General features: G+C 46.3%; 20 protein-coding genes. 6 read left to right on the top strand and 14 right to left on the bottom strand.

Features of this window, described 5'->3' with window-relative positions:
• Positions 1-13: 13 nt before the first annotated feature.
• The 12 genes from rpsS to CCC70_RS05000 form a co-directional block, all read right to left on the bottom strand.
• Positions 14-295 (bottom strand): 30S ribosomal protein S19, encoded by a 282-nt coding sequence (gene rpsS, locus CCC70_RS04945; RefSeq protein WP_015526921.1) that lies wholly within the window; start codon positions 293-295, stop codon positions 14-16.
• A 15-nt stretch (positions 296-310) separates the two neighbouring features.
• Complete coding sequence (gene rplB, locus CCC70_RS04950) at positions 311-1,156, bottom strand: 50S ribosomal protein L2 (protein WP_015526920.1); 846 nt, start codon at positions 1,154-1,156, stop codon at positions 311-313.
• Between the two features lie 62 nt (positions 1,157-1,218).
• Positions 1,219-1,518, bottom strand: a complete 300-nt coding sequence (gene rplW / locus CCC70_RS04955; protein WP_015526919.1) for a 50S ribosomal protein L23 — start codon at positions 1,516-1,518, stop codon at positions 1,219-1,221.
• The gene (gene rplD, locus CCC70_RS04960) at positions 1,518-2,138 is read right to left on the bottom strand and encodes a 50S ribosomal protein L4 (protein WP_015526918.1); all 621 of its coding nucleotides are present in this window, start codon (positions 2,136-2,138) and stop codon (positions 1,518-1,520) included. The genes rplW and rplD overlap by 1 nt, the downstream gene beginning before the upstream one ends.
• Before the next feature lie 21 nt (positions 2,139-2,159).
• The gene (gene rplC / locus CCC70_RS04965; RefSeq protein ID WP_015526917.1) at positions 2,160-2,792 is read right to left on the bottom strand and encodes a 50S ribosomal protein L3; all 633 of its coding nucleotides are present in this window, start codon (positions 2,790-2,792) and stop codon (positions 2,160-2,162) included.
• Between the two features lie 65 nt (positions 2,793-2,857).
• The gene (gene rpsJ, locus CCC70_RS04970) at positions 2,858-3,175 is read right to left on the bottom strand and encodes a 30S ribosomal protein S10 (protein ID WP_015526916.1); all 318 of its coding nucleotides are present in this window, start codon (positions 3,173-3,175) and stop codon (positions 2,858-2,860) included.
• A gap of 350 nt (positions 3,176-3,525) precedes the next feature.
• Positions 3,526-4,605 (bottom strand): hypothetical protein, encoded by a 1,080-nt coding sequence (locus tag CCC70_RS04975; RefSeq protein WP_022427085.1) that lies wholly within the window; start codon positions 4,603-4,605, stop codon positions 3,526-3,528.
• A gap of 145 nt (positions 4,606-4,750) precedes the next feature.
• Positions 4,751-5,005 carry an HPr family phosphocarrier protein gene (locus CCC70_RS04980; RefSeq protein WP_015526913.1) on the bottom strand — a complete coding sequence of 85 codons (255 nt, stop codon included), beginning with the start codon at positions 5,003-5,005 and terminating at the stop codon, positions 4,751-4,753.
• The gene (gene whiA / locus CCC70_RS04985; RefSeq protein ID WP_015526912.1) at positions 5,002-5,958 is read right to left on the bottom strand and encodes a DNA-binding protein WhiA; all 957 of its coding nucleotides are present in this window, start codon (positions 5,956-5,958) and stop codon (positions 5,002-5,004) included. The genes CCC70_RS04980 and whiA overlap by 4 nt, the downstream gene beginning before the upstream one ends.
• A 48-nt stretch (positions 5,959-6,006) precedes the next feature.
• Positions 6,007-6,885, bottom strand: a complete 879-nt coding sequence (gene rapZ / locus CCC70_RS04990) for an RNase adapter RapZ (RefSeq protein WP_015526911.1) — start codon at positions 6,883-6,885, stop codon at positions 6,007-6,009.
• A gap of 187 nt (positions 6,886-7,072) precedes the next feature.
• Complete coding sequence (gene murB / locus CCC70_RS04995) at positions 7,073-7,990, bottom strand: UDP-N-acetylmuramate dehydrogenase (RefSeq protein WP_278603798.1); 918 nt, start codon at positions 7,988-7,990, stop codon at positions 7,073-7,075.
• Positions 7,991-8,107: 117 nt separating this feature from the next.
• Positions 8,108-8,839 carry a tRNA threonylcarbamoyladenosine dehydratase gene (locus CCC70_RS05000; protein ID WP_186582080.1) on the bottom strand — a complete coding sequence of 244 codons (732 nt, stop codon included), beginning with the start codon at positions 8,837-8,839 and terminating at the stop codon, positions 8,108-8,110.
• Positions 8,840-9,030: 191 nt separating this feature from the next.
• On the opposite strand from CCC70_RS05000, the gene CCC70_RS05005 reads away from it, so the two are divergent.
• Genes CCC70_RS05005 through CCC70_RS05025 form a run of 5 tightly spaced genes read left to right on the top strand, consistent with a single transcriptional unit; the run spans position 9,031 to position 12,010 of the window.
• Positions 9,031-9,447, top strand: a complete 417-nt coding sequence (locus CCC70_RS05005; protein WP_015526908.1) for a stage V sporulation protein AB — start codon at positions 9,031-9,033, stop codon at positions 9,445-9,447.
• Between the two features lie 41 nt (positions 9,448-9,488).
• Positions 9,489-9,947, top strand: a complete 459-nt coding sequence (locus CCC70_RS05010) for a SpoVA/SpoVAEb family sporulation membrane protein (protein WP_059085336.1) — start codon at positions 9,489-9,491, stop codon at positions 9,945-9,947.
• Entirely contained in the window at positions 9,944-10,999 is a 1,056-nt protein-coding gene (locus CCC70_RS05015; RefSeq protein WP_110103644.1) for a stage V sporulation protein AD, read from the top strand. The genes CCC70_RS05010 and CCC70_RS05015 overlap by 4 nt, the downstream gene beginning before the upstream one ends.
• A gap of 2 nt (positions 11,000-11,001) precedes the next feature.
• On the top strand, positions 11,002-11,358 hold the full coding sequence (locus CCC70_RS05020) for a SpoVA/SpoVAEb family sporulation membrane protein (RefSeq protein ID WP_059085334.1): 357 nt from the start codon (positions 11,002-11,004) through the stop codon (positions 11,356-11,358).
• 25 nt (positions 11,359-11,383) lie between these two features.
• The gene (locus CCC70_RS05025) at positions 11,384-12,010 is read left to right on the top strand and encodes a stage V sporulation protein AA (protein ID WP_118512999.1); all 627 of its coding nucleotides are present in this window, start codon (positions 11,384-11,386) and stop codon (positions 12,008-12,010) included.
• A gap of 123 nt (positions 12,011-12,133) precedes the next feature.
• Here the strand turns inward: CCC70_RS05025 and CCC70_RS05030 are convergent, their stop codons facing one another.
• Positions 12,134-14,116, bottom strand: coding sequence for a sodium-translocating pyrophosphatase (locus CCC70_RS05030; RefSeq protein ID WP_044961021.1), 1,983 nt, complete (start codon positions 14,114-14,116; stop codon positions 12,134-12,136).
• 196 nt (positions 14,117-14,312) lie between these two features.
• Positions 14,313-15,236 (bottom strand): 4Fe-4S binding protein, encoded by a 924-nt coding sequence (locus tag CCC70_RS05035; RefSeq protein ID WP_278603799.1) that lies wholly within the window; start codon positions 15,234-15,236, stop codon positions 14,313-14,315.
• A 191-nt stretch (positions 15,237-15,427) separates the two neighbouring features.
• Between CCC70_RS05035 and CCC70_RS05040 the strand changes: the two genes are divergently transcribed.
• Positions 15,428-16,345, top strand: coding sequence for a LysR family transcriptional regulator (locus CCC70_RS05040; RefSeq protein WP_173738842.1), 918 nt, complete (start codon positions 15,428-15,430; stop codon positions 16,343-16,345).
• The last annotated feature ends 112 nt before the right edge of the window (positions 16,346-16,457 follow it).

The following is a 16,457-nucleotide window of genomic DNA, read 5'->3' on the forward strand; positions in this document are numbered from 1 at the left end:
ATAAATCTGATGACTAGCGTACTCCGGACTTCTTCTCGTCTTTTCCGTGTCCTCTGTAAGTTCTTGTTGCAACGAACTCACCAAGTTTGTGTCCTACCATATCCTCTGTGATATATACCGGCACATGTTTTCTTCCGTCATGAACAGCGATTGTGTGTCCTACGAAAGACGGGAAGATTGTGGAACGGCGAGACCAAGTTTTGATTACGGATTTATCATTTGCAGCGTTAAGAGCGTCTACTTTTTTAAGTAAGCTCTGGTCTGCAAAAGGTCCTTTTTTCAGTGAACGAGACATGCTTTCTCCTCCTTATTATTTCGATAATGCTTTTCCATCGCGTCTTCTTACGATGTACTTGTTGGACTGTTTGTTTTTCTTTCTGGTCTTCAGGCCGAGAGCAGGTTTGCCCCACGGTGTGCAAGGACCTGGGCGTCCGATACCGGTCTTACCTTCACCACCACCATGTGGATGGTCATTCGGGTTCATTACGGAACCACGAACTGTAGGTCTGATACCCATGTTACGTTTACGTCCGGCTTTACCGATGTTAATAAGGTTGTGATCTCCGTTTCCGATTACACCAACAGTTGCGCGGCATACGATCGGAACCATTCTCATCTCACCGGAAGGAAGACGAAGTGTTGCGTACTTTCCTTCTTTAGCCATGAGCTGTGCGCCGTTTCCTGCAGAACGAACCATCTGTCCGCCTTTTCCAGGATGAAGCTCAATGTTGTGAACCATAGTACCAACCGGGATAAGCTCCAGTGGGAGGCAGTTTCCAACACGAACCTCAGCTTCCGGACCATTGTAAACCTTCTGGCCTACTTTAAGTCCCTCTGGAGCGAGGATGTAAGCTTTCTCGCCATCTGCGTAGCAGATCAGAGCGATGTTAGCTGTTCTGTTCGGATCGTACTCGATTGTTTTAACTGTTGCAGGGATTCCATCTTTTCTTCTCTTGAAGTCGATGATTCTGTATTTTCTTCTGCTTCCGCCACCCTGATGTCTTACAGTGATCTTACCCTGATTGTTACGTCCAGCGTTCTTCTTAAGGGAAGTAACGAGGGATTTCTCTGGTTTTGCAGCTGTAATCTCAGAGAAGTCGGAACCAGTCATATGTCTTCTTGACGGTGTATATGGGTTATAGCTTTTGATTCCCATGATGTTTCTCCTTTCGAATTTGTTCTCGTGCTTTCGTGCACATATTCGGACTTATCTGTTAATTAAAGTCCCTCAAAAATCTCGATATCTTTGCTCTCTTCTGTAAGAGCTACGATAGCTTTTTTAGTCTTAGCAGTTTTTCCAACTACCATTCCACGGCGTTTTTTCTTTCCATCACTGTTGATGGTGTTTACGCTCTTAACTTTTGTTCCCTCGAACATCTTCTCAACAGCCTCTTTGATCTGAGTCTTGTTAGCTTCCGGATGTACAAGGAATGTATATTTCTTCTCACCCATGTCTGCCATGGATTTCTCTGTGATAACCGGACGGATGATTACGTCATAGTACTGAATACTTGCCATTATGCGTATACCTCCTCGATAGATGCAACGGCATCCTTTGTAACAACTACGGTGTTGTGTTTCATAACATCGTATGTGTTGATTGTAGCCGGTGTTGCAGTTTCCACGTCAGCGATGTTTCTTGCGGAAAGAACTACGTTCTGATCGTTGTCAGCTGTGATTACAAGAGCTTTCTCTGCTTTCAGGTTTGTAAGAACCTTCTGCATCTCTTTTGTCTTAACCTCAGCAAGTGCAAGGCTGTCAACAACAACAAGTTTATTATCCTGAACCTTGGATGTCAGAGCGGATTTAAGAGCTGCTCTTCTTTCCTTCTTGTTCATTTTTACTTCATAATCTCTCGGAACCGGAGCGAATACAACACCGCCGCCTGTCCACTGTGGTGCACGGATGGAACCCTGTCTTGCATGACCTGTTCCTTTCTGTCTCCACGGTTTTCTTCCGCCGCCTCTTACCTCAGAACGAGTTTTCGCTTTCTGAGTTCCCTGACGGTTATTTGCAAGCTGACGAACAACTGCAAGATGAACGAGATGCTCGTTGATCTCAACGCCGAATACTGCGTCATTCAGCTCCATTGTGCCAACTTCATTGCCTTCCATATTATAAACAGTTACATTAGCCATTCTGATGCTCCTCCTTTCCTATTATAAGGACTTTACTGTCTCTTTGATTGTAACCAAAGATTTCTTAGGTCCTGGAACAGCACCCTTAACTAACAGTAAGTTATTTTCTGTATCTACACGTACGATCTCAAGATTCTGAACAGTTACCTGAACATGTCCCATGTGACCTGGCATATGTTTTCCTTTGAAAACCTTGCTCGGATCGGAGCAAGCGCCGTTGGAACCTGCATGACGATGATATTTAGAACCGTGAGCCATAGGTCCTCTGGACTGGCCATGTCTCTTGATGGCGCCCTGGAAGCCTTTACCTTTGGAAACTGCAGTAGCATCGATATGATCTCCTGCTGCAAAGATATCAGCCTTGATCTCCTGTCCAACCTCATACTCGCCGGCATTGTCAAATCTGAACTCTTTTACAAATCTCTTTACAGCTACACCAGCTTTGTCAAAGTGGCCTTTCTCCGGTTTGTTGACCAGTTTCTCTCTGATCTCGCCGAAGCCAACCTGAACTGATGTGTATCCATCGTTCTCCTCAGTTTTAACCTGAGTTACAACGCAAGGACCTGCCTGTAAAACAGTTACCGGAATTAACATTCCATCTTCATTGAAGATCTGAGTCATTCCGACTTTAGTAGCTAAAATAGCTTTCTTCATTTCTTTCTTCCTCCTTATAGCGGATTACCATTCGGTAATCATATAGTTAATGTCAAATGACATTATTAGCGGTTTTTCATCTTGATATCGATGTGAACACCAGCCGGCATTTCCAGTCTGGAAAGTGCATCTACTGTTTTCTGAGTTGGTGTCAGGATATCGATAAGTCTCTTATGTGTTCTCTGCTCAAACTGCTCTCTGGAATCTTTGTATTTGTGAACAGCTCTTAAGATTGTAACAACCTCTTTCTTAGTAGGAAGCGGAACCGGTCCACTTACCATTGCTCCGTTCTTCTTTACTGTCTCGATGATCTTTGCTGCAGATGCATCAACGAGCTGATGATCATATGCCTTTAATGTGATTCTCATTACCTGATTTGCCATAAAAAAAGTCTCCTCCTATTCGTACTTATATAGCAGTACGACAAGCGGCGACTGTACACATCTCCGTGTGTGTCATGGTATATTTGCACACACGTCCCATCCCAAGATGGTTATTGAACTTTGTACAGTGACTTGTCGTCAGTTTCCTAACTTGACATTCGCTCCACGGAAAACCTGCCAGTGTGGCAGCAACCTCGCGCTTCATAGCTATCAATGTCACAGCAAGGATTAGTATATACGATGATTCTTCAGAATGCAAGCCTTTTTTTTAAATTTTTTTGATTTTTTTTAAAAAAGAAGAAAATGGCTCATTTCTGAACCATTTTCTTCTTATATAATAGGTACTTATTTTATTCTTCCATATCGTCCACATCACCACTGATGATATCCGAGTAATCAAACAGTGTAACCTTCGTGATGTCATCCTTAACGATATCCGGTGCATCACCGGCCTTCTTTACGCGGCTTGCAAGCTGCGCTGCGGAATAAGACGGCATCGCAAGGCTTCCAATGGTAACCGGCTCCTCTTCCTCTTCCGGAACCTCTTCGACCTTTCCGGCCGGATGCGGCTTTCTGTTTTCTTCAACCGTACGTTCTGCCATTTCCAGTCTGGAAAGCATATCTGCTTCTTCTGAAGTGGCTGCTGCAATCTCTTTCTTAAGTTCCGCATGAGCTTCACTTGCGGCAGTCTGTGCAGTCTGCTGTATGGCAGCCTTCTTTTTATTCTCCGAATAGCCTGTAACATCCTCTTCGTCAATCTCATCTACGAAACCGCCCGTACGGACCTTACGCTTATCTGCTTTTTTATTTTTGTGTTTTCGTGCCTTTTCTTCCTGAATGATCTCTTTTTCTTCTTCCTTCATTCTTCTGGCACGTGCTTTTTCTTCCTGCTTCAGTTCTTTCCTGGACTTCACATAACCCGGTTCCGGATCGTTCACATCTTCCTCAATATCATCCGGCTCTTTCTTCCAGAGCTCTGCGATCACATACAGGATGATCAGGAACAATACGACCAGACCAAGGATGATCAGGCCTTCAATACTTTCTGTAGCCACCATAAGATATCCCACATAGCCAATGGTAACTACAACTTTTGGAACATAATCTCCAACCTTAATGGTAAAAGTCTTTCCTCCGGAAACGGACTGATCTGTTACTGTTCCGGTTCCCTTGGAGGCATCGAGATTGGTGATCGTATATTTATATGTCTCGGAATCTTTCTGTACAAGGATCGGAGTACCTGCGCTGATCGCAGAACTCTTCTCCGGGATCGCATATGTAACAGATCCGACTGGGAGGTTCGTTGCCTTATCGGATTTATCCACGATCACTGTTCTCACCCCGAAGAACGGCGGAAGAACAAGTCCCAGTACACAGATCAGTGTGCATATCACAACAAAATGTACGATAAATTTCAATACTTTTGACATAGGTAATCTTCCTCTTTCATATTTGTAGGTACTTTGAAGCGGAAAGGGATACAGCGGGAATCGGTCTTCCTTTCCGTCTGTATCCCTTTATATTCCACATCCGCAGGAATCTACCCTTTTCCGCGGACTGCTCTGTCCCAACTGATTACTGGTTGCTTAAATACTGTTCAATACTCTCCATCGCTGCATTCTCATCATCACCGTTGGCAGACAGTGTAATCTCTTCTCCAGCGTCAAGTCCCAGGGTCATCATTCCCATAATGCTCTTTGCATTGACTCTTTTTTTGCCAATCTCAACATAAATTTCACTGTTAAACTGGCTTGCCACCTGAACAAGCTGTGCTACAGGTCTTGCCTCCAGTCCAGTGGATAAGTTGATAGTGATTGGTTTTTTAATCATAATAGCTCCTCCTTGTTCTCCCGCAGCTCATCTGCGATCTCACTCAGCTTGCGAAGCCGGTGATTCACACCTGATTTGCCCACCTGCGGATTCAACATCATACCTAATTCTTTCAGTGTGGCATCCGGATACTGCAGTCTCAGCCTGGCTATCTGTGCCAGTCCATCGCTTAAGCTCTCAAAGCCGATAGTTCTACTGATCAGCTGTATATCTTCCACCTGTCTCACTGCCGCATTTACCGTTTTATTGATATTCGCAGCCTCACAGTTCACCTTACGGTTTACCGTGTTACGCATTTCCTTAAGTATCCGGATGTTCTCCAGATCCATAAGGGCTACGTTCGCCTCCATGACTGCCAGCATGTCAACGATCTGCGCGCCTTCCTTCACATAGACCACATATGATTTCTTGCGCACCACAATTTTAGCTTCTACGTGAAAACTGCGGATAATCCCCTGTAATTGTTCTGCTTTCCTGCTGTCCGGACACACGATCTCAAAATGATACCCTTTCTCTGGATCACTGATCGAACCGGACGACAAAAAAGTACCGCGAATAAATGCCCGCTTGCAACAGTTCATCTGAACCACAAGCGAATTATCCATTTCAAGTAAACCGGTTTCGTTATCCACAGAAAGCTTTGTCCCCTGCAGTACTTCCTCTGTTCTGGCAGGATCCGTAACCTCAACAAGATATACCTTACCCCGTTTGAGATGAGACCCTTCCCGGATAACAATCGCTGTCTCTATATTAAAGGTTTTTCGCAATAATGTAAAGCTTTTTCTTGCAACTGCTTCATTTTCTGTCTGGATCCATAGTTTTCTGTTTCCATCCGACATTTTTTCCACACGGCCGCAGCCGCAGAGCAGTGCCGCCAGTTCTGCCACCTGACAGTGCCTGGCCAGACTAAGCTGTCCTGCAAGTTCTTCTTTGACTTTTCCTGAAAATGACATCCCGAACCCTCTTTTACTGTTTCCCTGCCACCCTTTTCATCGCGGCAGTTATTTTTTCAGAAGTCTGTCCTTCTCCGCATCCCTGTGCTCCAGGCGGATGCCGTATTCATCCGATTTGGAAAGCCTGGAAAAAAGTTCTCTGGCAATCGTAACAGAACGATGTTTCCCCCCTGTACATCCGATACCGATCACAAGGCTTGTTTTCCCTTCTTTAATGTAGTTAGGGATCAGAAAACGGATCATATCCTCCAGTTTGTCCGCGAAGGCTTTCGCCGTATCACTGGCCATCACATAATTGAACACTTCATCGTCAAGGCCTGTCAGAGGACGCAGTTCATCCACATAATAGGGATTGGGAAGAAATCGCACATCAAACACAAGATCTGCATCTGCCGGGATTCCATACTTAAAGCCGAAGGAAAGCACAGAGATCATGATATTGCTGAACTCTCTGTCATCCACAAAGATCTTTTCGATTTCCTGGCGAAGCTCCCTGGTAAGCAGATGGCTGGTATCAATGATATAATCCGCACGTTTCCGGAGAAATTTTGTTTTCTCACGTTCCAGGCGGATTCCCTCATCCACTCTCCCTGCTCTTGCCAGCGGGTGGCTTCTTCTGGATTCTTTATAGCGTTTTACAAGGACAGAATCCTCTGCATCCATAAACAGGATCTCGTAATCATACCCGGTCTGCTTCATACGGTCCAGAACTACTTCCAGTTCATCAAGGGCACTTCCGCTTCTGGCATCGATCCCCAGAGCCACATTTCTAACATTTTCGCTCTGCATCTCAGGAAGAAGGGAAGCAAATTTTTCCAGAAGCTGGATTGGAAGATTATCCACGCAGAAATATCCCATATCCTCCAACATTTTAAGTGCAGCTGTTTTTCCTGCTCCTGACACTCCTGTAACGATCACAAAACGCATAATCTCTCTTCCTTTCCATTTCTTCTTCCGTTATCTGCAAAGCGTACATACGCATTCCTGTTACCTCTGTTTCGTATCCTGGGTACCTGAAAGCCGGACTACGCTGAGCCTTTTAGGTCTGTGCGATCGGATCCACAGACAAGTAAGTGGTATAATTATTTTGAAAACGATGTACCAGAAATGGTCATCAGGCTTCAAAATCACCCAGGAACTTCACCTCCGGTTCCAGCGTAACTCCATATTTCTTATAAACGATATCCCTGACATTATCCATCAGCGTGCGGACATCCCTGGCAGTTGCACCGCCTGCATTGATCACAAAGCCACAGTGTTTCTCAGAAACCTGTGCACCACCTACCTGATATCCAGCAAGACCGCTGTCCATGATCAGCTTACCTGCAAAATATCCCTCCGGTCTCTTAAAGGTACTTCCAGCACTGGGATACTCCAACGGCTGTTTGGTGGTACGACGGATCGTCAGATCTTTCATTGTCTCACGGATCACTTCCGGATTTCCCTCCTTCAGCTGCAGCTTTGCTTCCAGCACGATATAACCTGCGGTTTTGATGATGCTGGTACGATATCCCAGTTCCAGTTTATCTGCCGGAAGGGTAACGATCTCTCCCTCCTCATCCATCACAGTTACCTCTATGAGAACATCCTTCATCTCGCCGCCATAGGCACCTGCATTCATCACAACCGCACCGCCCATAGTTCCCGGGATCCCGCCTGCAAACTCAAAGCCTGTAAGAGCTGCATTTTTTGCTGCTGCTGCCACCGATGAAAGCAGCGCACCTGCCTGTACGGTGATCTCTGTTCCTTCTACGGTAACGGCAGACATATTTTTGTAGATCTGGATAACCGCGCCACGGTAACCGCCGTCTCCTACCAGAAGATTACTTCCATTTCCGAGGATAAAATAAGGGATCGCACTTTCTTTACAGATTTTTACGATACGCCCCACATCTGTGTCTTTATCCGGCATCAGAAAATAATCCGCCGGACCTCCGATCTTAAAAGTTGTATGACGGCTCATTGCTTCGCCTGTAAAAACACGTTCTTCTCCAAGAAGATCGCAGAACTTTTTTATGATTTCTGAATTCACTTTTTATTTCCTCAGTCTTTCTGTTTTATTTCTGTAAAGCAGACATTACTGTTCCGCCTTGACTCCTACTCATGAACTGGATCTGTCCGTGATCTGCGCTCAATTTCTCATTTGCTGTCAGCTGTGTGAAACGTTTCCGGCTGACAGTATATCCCGCACAACTTCTCCCGCCAGCAGATATCCCGCAGTCCCTGTCACAAAGGAAATATTTCCTTCGGCAGGCTTCTTCACCATAGTTCTTCTCCGTCTGAAAAGCTTTTCTTTTGCCGGTTGTTCTCTGGAATACAGTACTTTGAGTTTACGTATTCCCTGTTTACGCAGTTCTTTTTTTATGATCCTGGCCGCCGGGCATACTGTGGTCCTGCTGATATCCGCAACCTCAAGTCTAGACGGGTCTATCTTGTCCCCGATGTCCAGGCAGGAGATCACAGGCACACGTTCCTCCCTTGCTCTGCTGATCAGAAGCAGTTTTGACGACAGTGTTCCCATTGTATCCACAATATAATCAAAGGAACGCAATTCAAACATTCCCGCAGTCTCCTCATTATAAAAGGTTTCGTAGGTATGCACCAAAATATTCTCATCAATATCCCGGATTCTCTTCTTGGCCGCCTCTACCTTGCTCATTCCCAGAGTAGAATGAAGTGCCAGCACCTGGCTTCCGATATTCGTCAATGTGATCTTTTCATGATCGACCAGTGTCAGACTCCCCACACCGCAGCGCGCAAGTGACTCTGCCACCTGTGATCCGGCTCCGCCAAGACCGAATACTGCAATTTTCGCCCTGCTGAGTTTTTTTACACCTGTATTTCCAACGAGCAATTCCATACGTGAAAAAGCATCCTGCATATCCGTCCTCCTGACACTGTTTTTTCTTTTGATTGAGAAAGACAGCGCCTGTCCGCCGCTGTCCATATTCCTTTTTATTATACTATCTCTGTCCGTAAATGTACAGATATTCTTGTTTTTTAAGATTTTCGCATAAAAAATTTATATTTTCTCATACTATTCCCATACAATCCCACAAGGAGGTTCTGTCCATGCTTCAACAGCTGATTCTGTGCTTTATCGGTTTCTGTGCCGGGATCATCGTTGCAGGAGGTGTCTCCGGACTGCTGATCGGCCTTTCCATTGTTCCCCGCTATGCAGGTATCACGCATACAGCTGACCAGATTTTTCTTTATGAAGATCTGACACTTCTGGGAACAGTTGCCGGAACCGTCGTCACCCTGTTTCCGATCAGAATTCCGCTGGGGCCTTTTTTCCTGGCTGTCTGCGGAGTATTTTTCGGAATTTTCCTGGGCGGCTGGATCCTTGCACTGGCAGAGATTGCAAAAGTCTTTCCCGTCTTTGCCAGACGGCTGAAGCTCTCTCAGGGGCTTTCTCCGGTAATAATTTCTATTGCTGCCGGAAAAGCCCTAGGCTCCCTGTTTTATTATGCCATGAGCTGGATGTAATTCTTACTGTCACTCTACCATCTCACGAAAGGATTTTCCATATGCAAAATATCAACGAAAAAAAATATGAACAATATGTCAAGCAGCTTACTCCCACCCACAGTCTGCCACTGAATATGGCAAAAGCTTTTCTCACAGGCGGACTGATCTGTCTTCTTGGACAGGTTATCTTAAACACAGCACAGGCTCTCGGTGCAGATGCTTCCGATTCCAGAACTTGGTGTTCTGTCCTTCTCATTCTCTTAAGCGTCCTTCTCACAGGCTTTGGTATTTATCCCAAAATCGGCAAATTCGGCGGTGCAGGAAGTCTTGTTCCCATTACCGGATTCGCCAACTCAGTGGCTGCATCCGCCATTGAGTTCCGGGCAGAAGGACAGGTTTTCGGCATAGGGTGCAAGATCTTTACTATTGCAGGCCCTGTGATCCTCTACGGCATCTTAAGCGCCTGGGGACTGGGTGTGATCTATTATATCCTGAAGATCCTGGAGGTGATATCATGAGCAAAAATCTCAGACTTGGCGCAGCCAGCATTGCATTTTCACAGCCTTTGTATATCGAAAGCGCCGCCTCCATCGTCAGTCAGAAAGAGGCGGACGGTCCTCTTGGAGATCTTTTTGACCTGGTCTGTGAAGATCCCATGTTTGGCTGTGACACCTGGGAATCTGCGGAAAGCACACTGCAGAAAGAAACTGCCACTCAGGCCATAAGCAAAGCCGGACTGAGCTCCGAAGATATCCATCTGATGTTCGCCGGAGATCTTCTCGCTCAGACATCAGCCACCTGTTTCGGCTCCGCTGGACTTGGAATTCCCTTTTACGGTCTTTACGGCGCCTGCTCCACCATAGGGGAAGCACTTTCTCTCGGTTCCCTTGCTCTGACCGCCGGATTCGGCACACGGGTCTTATGTGCCACCTCCAGCCATTTCGCAAGTGCGGAAAAAGAATTTCGTTTTCCTCTGGGATACGGAAACCAGCGGCCGTTTTCTGCCACCTGGACAGTAACCGGAAGCGGTGCCTGTATCCTAAGTACATCTCCTCCCGGAGAAAAAGCTCCTCTGCGCTCCGGCAAAGGCTGTGCTGCTATCACCGGCCTTACTGCCGGCCGTGTGATGGATTACGGTCTCAGGGATTCCATGAACATGGGAGGCTGTATGGCTCCTGCAGCCTGCGATACCATTGCACGAAGCTTTTCGGATTTCGGGCGGACGCCTTCGGATTATGATGCCGTCTTTACCGGGGATCTGGGGATCATCGGGCAGAAAATTCTCCTGGATCTTCTGGAGGAACAAAATATCCGGCTTTCTCCCATTCATAAAGACTGCGGTATCCTGATCTATGACGATCCTTCTCAGGACACCCACGCAGGAGGAAGCGGCTGCGGCTGTTCTGCTGTAGTCCTTGCCTCCTATATCCTTCCGAAGATTGTATCCGGAGAATGGAAGCGGATCCTTTTTGTACCAACAGGAGCGCTTCTTTCCAAAGTAAGCTTTAACGAAGGTGACAGTATTCCGGGTATTGCCCACGGAGTTGTCATCGAGCATATGGAGGTATGAGCATGGATTACTTTAACGCATTCTGGTTCGGCGGCCTTGTCTGTGCCCTGATCCAGATCCTTCTGGACAAGACAAAGCTGATGCCAGGCCGTGTGATGGTACTTCTGGTATGTAGCGGCGCCCTGTTAAGTGCCGTTGGCGTCTACCGGCCGCTGGTGGATTTTGCAGGTGCCGGGGCCTCCGTCCCGCTGATCGGTTTCGGACATGTATTATGGGAGGGTATGAAAAAAGCCATTGAAGAAGACGGCATCCTTGGGCTTTTTACAGGAGGCTTCACTGCCTGTGCTGCCGGAGTTTCCTCCGCCCTGATCTTCTCTTATCTGGCCAGTCTCTTCTTCCGTCCAAAAATGAAAAAATAATATTCCGGGAAAGGAGTTTTTTCTCATGAGTGATACTCTTTATCTGCAGCTGGATCAGAACATTGAAGTCACCAACCCACATGTATATCTTCAGGATATCGCTGCACTTTCCATGAGTGACCCCAAAATCCTCAATCGTCTGCGGGTCATGCCTGTGATCGTTCTGGATGCGAAAAAGCCCGGACGCTATGTGATGTCTGTCTCAGATCTTCTGAAAAAGATCCAGAAGCTGGAACCCTCCATTGATATTTCTCCCATCGGGGAAACGGATTTTATCATCACCTACCGCATCAGCTCTGCCACAGGGAAAATTTTCCGGTATGTAAAAATCCTTTTTGTATGCCTGGTTTCCTTTTTCGGCGCCGCTTTTTCCATTATGACCTTTAATAATGACGTAGATATGGGCAGCCTTTTTAGCCAGTTTTACACTCTTGTTACGGGAAAAAGTTCCTCCGGCTTTACCATCCTGGAGATTTCCTACTCCATCGGGATCGGCCTCGGCGTACTGATCTTCTTTAATCATTTCGGGCATCTGAAGCTAAGCGATGATCCCACACCTATGCAGGTGCAGATGCGGACCTATGAGGATGACGTAAACCGGACACTGATCGAACAGGCTGCACGAACAGAAAATCCAGAAACTGAATCATAACCAGAGCACACTCTCATATCCGTACAATTCCGCCGCCTGTCGCACAAAAAAAGCTCCCTGCAGATTTCTCTGCAAAGAGCTTTTTTTATATAATATGGGTTTACTTTTTTTCTGAAATGATATTTACAGAAGTCCTCCGATGGATAAGAACAGAGGAGCAAATACCAGTGATACAATAGTCATAAGCTTGATCAGGATGTTAATGGAAGGCCCTGATGTATCTTTGAACGGATCGCCGACTGTATCGCCGACAACGGCTGCTTTGTGCGCCTCGCTGCCTTTTCCGCCATGATGACCTGTCTCGATGTATTTTTTTGCATTATCCCATGCACCACCTGCGTTGGACATGAAGATTGCCATCAGTACACCTGTTACAAGCGCACCAGAAAGAAGTCCTCCAAGAGCCTCAACGCCAAGAACAACACCTACGATAACCGGAACAACGACCGCCATGATTCCAGGAAGCATCATCTCGTGAAGAGCTGCTGTTGTGGAGATCGCAACGCATGATTTGTAATCCGGTTTCTCGGTACCCTTCATGATACCCGGTTTCTCACGGAACTGGCGTCTTACTTCCTCGATCATCTTGTAAGCAGCCTTGGAAACGGATTCCATTGTGAAGGCTGAGAAGAGGAATGTAAGCATACCACCGATAAAGATACCGATCGTAACACGAGGAGCAAGGATATTGATCGCATCCAGATTTACTGCATTCGCATAAGATACAAACAGAGCAAGCGCTGTAAGAGCTGCGGAACCGATCGCGAAGCCTTTACCCATAGCTGCTGTTGTGTTACCTACAGAATCAAGCTTATCTGTGATCTCACGAACTGACTCATCCAGACCTGACATCTCTGCAATACCACCGGCATTGTCAGCGATGGGTCCATACGCGTCAACGGCAACTGTGATTCCTGTTGTGGAAAGCATACCAACTGCTGCAAGAGCGATTCCGTATAATCCATCCACACCGTATGCTACAAAAATACCAACACAGATCAGCAGGATCGGGAATGCTGTAGATTTCATACCTACTGCGATACCACTGATGATAGTTGTAGCTGCACCTGTCTCAGACTGCTCGCCGATTCCCTGAACCGGTTTATAATCTGCAGATGTGTAATACTCTGTAATGTTTCCGATGATGACACCGACAACAAGACCTGCGATCACAGCAATGGCTGCCTTCATGTCTCCGAAGAGAGTCTTGCTGAGGATCAGGGACACGATGATAACAAGTGCTGCAGATACATAGCTTCCTCTTGTGAGGGCTTTCTGCGGATTGGAATTATCATCACCTTTTACAAAGAATGTTGCAATGATGGATGCGATCAGTCCACAGCCTGCAATAGCCAGCGGATAGAGAACACCGGAAACTGCTCCGGCTACCGCACCAAGTGTAAGGGCAGATACCAGAGATCCTACATAGGACTCAAAAAGGTCTGCACCCATACCGGCAACATCACCTACGTTATCACCTACGTTATCCGCGATAACAGCCGGGTTACGAGGGTCATCCTCCGGGATTCCTGCCTCAACCTTACCTACAAGGTCAGCTCCTACGTCAGCTGCCTTTGTATAGATTCCACCACCAACACGTGCAAACAGTGCGATGGAAGAAGCACCAAGGCTGAATCCAGAAAGTACGTCAACGTTCTTTGTGATGATATACACAACGCTGACACCCAGCGCGCCAAGACCTGCAACACACATACCCATAACAGCACCGCCGGAGAATGCAATGGAAAGAGCCTTGTTCATTCCTCCCTCTTTTGCTGCATTTGCTGTTCTTACATTAGCCTTTGTTGCAACGGTCATACCGCAGTATCCTGCGATTGTTGAAAACAGAGCACCTACTACGAAGCAGATTGCTGTTACCCAGCTTCCAACTCCGATTCCGATCAGTACAAAAAGTACGGCTACAAAAATAACCAGGATCTTGTACTCTGCTGTTAAGAAGGCGCGGGCACCTTCTGCGATCGCACCTGCGATCTCCTTCATTCTGTCTGTTCCTGCATCCTGCTTGCTGACCTTCGCTGCAAGGTATGCTGCGAACAAAAGTGCCAGTACTGCTGCCACCGGCACCAAATACATGTAGTTTTCCACTCTTTTTACCTCCGTTCATGTATTGTTAATACTTTATCACATTATTTTGCATATTTCAAATAGAATTTTCACTTAGTTTTTTGTTAATATTGTGATATAATAAAATTTTATATAAATGAAATAAAATTTTTTTATATTATTGTTCGCATTTTTTCAGTTTCAGACAGATTATATAATAGGAAGTTTTTTTATATCTCTATTTGGACAAAATTTCCATTTTTCTTTCCAGAAGATTTTTTTCCAATAATTGTTTTTCTGCATTTTCGAATCCAATTCGTTCTATAGTCTCGGCAAAACGTTCTCCCTTTAATCCCTGGTCCTTAAAAAGCAGGATTGCCTTCTCAATAACATCCAGTGCCTCTTCCTCTGACGTAAAGATCCGGTTCAGGGCCTTTCCATGAGAAATTTTCTTTCCCCAGCGTCCACCGATATAGATCTTGAATCCGTAGGTACCGTCCGGGATGGAATGGAATGGACATTTTCCCACACACCTTCCGCAGTGTCTGCAAAGCTCCTCATCAATGTGCAGTTTCCCGTCAACGACCTTTGCAACTTTATTCGGACATGCTGCTTCAATGGCACATTTCTTACATCCTTTGCAGGCTTCAATATCAAAATGTGGGATTCTCTGTCCGATGATCCCCACATCGTTCAGATTTGGTTTCACACAGTTATTCGGGCATCCGCCTACTGCGATCTTAAATTTATGCGGCAGTGCAACCTGACGGTAGCCTTTATAGAATCTCTGGAAAATCTCTTCTGAAATTGCATAGGAATCCAGAAGTCCATACTGACAGGTGGTTCCCTTGCAGGATACTACCGGTCGGACCTTTGCTCCTGTTCCTCCTGTCTCCAGACCTTCCTTCGCAATAAATTCCTGAAACTCTTCGATCTTTTCATAGGGGATTCCCTGGATCTCCACGGAGAGCCTGGTCGTGTAGGTAAGATTTCCGTTGCCGAATTTCTCTGCTGCTTCCGCCATACATCTGTGCTGTGCCGCTGTCACCTTTCCGTTTACAGTGATCACCCGTGCAGAAAATTCATCGGTTCCCCGGTTATTTAAAAACCCCTGCCCCTTCAGTCTTTTCTCTTCCTCTTTGCTTACAGTTAATGCTGACATATTTCCTCCTCCTGGTCTCACCGGCATTCCGATACTTTCCCACGGTATCGTTGCCCTGTATTTTGCAATGTTGAAATCGTTTTCACGTACTTCCTACTATACCACTTGAAGATGTATTTGAGAAATGATATTATTTTATAAAAATGATAGGTTTTACCTATATACCAATTTACAATAAAAGGAGATTCCATATGACCATCCGCCATCTCACTGTTTTTGCGGCCGTTGCGGAACAGGGCTCCATGAGTGCTGCTGCCAAACATCTTTATCTTTCCCAGCCAACAGTCAGTCAGGCCATCCGTGAGCTGGAAGCTCATTATAACGGCCTTCTCTTTGAACGTCTTGGAAAAAAGCTTTATCTCACAGAACGGGGAAAGATTCTTCTTCCCCATGCCCGTGAAATGATCCGCCAGTTTCAGCAGCTGGAAGAGCTGATGCAGAACCAGGGACAGTCTTCCACCCTGAAGCTTGGCTCCACCCTCACTGTGGGAACCTGCCTGACCCCATCCATTATCCTGGATCTGCAGAAAAAAATCCCGGACCTTGACGTTTACTCCTTTGTCACCAACACGCAAAATATCGAACAGAAGCTTCTGCGTTCTGAGCTGGACGCTGCTGTGGTAGAAGGTGAGATCCATTCCCCGGACCTTGTCGTTCTTCCCATCATCGACGACTGCCTGGTCCTTGCCGCCGGAAAAAAGCATCCGTTTTACCGCAGAGGACGCATCCATGACCAGGAGCTGAACAACCAGAAATTTGCAGTCCGGGAATATGGAAGCGGTACCAGACAGCTTTTTGAAGATTACACCCTTCGCCATGATCTGAAGATCCGGACTGCCTGGGAAGCCAACAGTCCGCAGGCACTGCTGAACGCAGTGCTGTATAACCAGATGCTCTCTGTTATGTCCATCCGTCTTATGCATCATGAGATCCGTCACCGTTCAGTCCGGGTCTTCTGCAACGAAGCAGGGGAATGGAACCGGAAATTCAAGCTGGTCTATCACAAGAATAAGTTTCTTACCCCTGCCATCTTTGAGCTGGAAAAGATCCTTCACACCTATCAGCAGCTGGAACTGCCCTCTGTCATGGGTGTTCTGGAACAAGAATAAGCAGGGGACTTACTTGATCCAGAAAAAAAACGGCCGCACATATCGCTCTTACGATATGTACAGCCGTTTTTCGTTTTTTTCTCACCCGACAGAGTCGGATCTTTTTTTGAAC

The sequence above is a fragment of the Blautia sp. LMAG:89 genome, assembly GCF_008679485.1.
GTDB classification, from domain to species: domain Bacteria; phylum Bacillota; class Clostridia; order Lachnospirales; family Lachnospiraceae; genus Blautia_A; species Blautia_A fusiformis.